Source organism: Microbispora sp. CSR-4, from assembly GCF_008033685.1.
GTDB lineage: Bacteria > Actinomycetota > Actinomycetes > Streptosporangiales > Streptosporangiaceae > Microbispora.
In genome coordinates this window covers 1-394 of record NZ_VJVX01000289.1, presented here as the reverse complement: position 1 = coordinate 394, position 394 = coordinate 1, and the positions used below count along the sequence as shown (strand labels likewise).

At 66.2% G+C, this 394-nt stretch carries 1 protein-coding gene; it reads right to left on the bottom strand.

The genetic code is table 11. The features are described 5' to 3' along the window. A partial coding sequence (locus FLV34_RS39860) for an acyltransferase domain-containing protein (protein WP_147945642.1) occupies positions 1–394 on the bottom strand: 394 nt, incomplete at both ends.

Below are 394 nucleotides of genomic sequence, written 5' to 3'. Positions count from 1 at the left end.
GTGGGGTTCGGGGTGGTCGCGGCGTAGGACGGGGACGGCGATCAGGTCTGGTTCGTGGTCGAGGGTTTCGCGGATGAGCCCGCTGAGGACGCCGTCGGGGCCGATTTCGATGAAGGTGGTGATGCCGTTGTCGTGCAGGGTGGTGGTGGCGTCGGTGAAGCGGACGGGGTTGCGCAGGTGGCGGGTCCAGTAGGCGGCGTCGATTTCTGAGCCGGCGGGTTGTCCGGTGAGGTCGGAGATGAAGGGGATGGTGGGGGGTGTGTAGGTCAGGTCGCTGATCGCCTGCTGGAACTGTTCCAGGATGGGGTTCATGTGGGGGGAGTGGAAGGCGTGGCTGACGGTCAGGGGGCGGACTTTGTAGCCGTGGTCGCGGAAGTGCTGGGTGAGGTGGGTG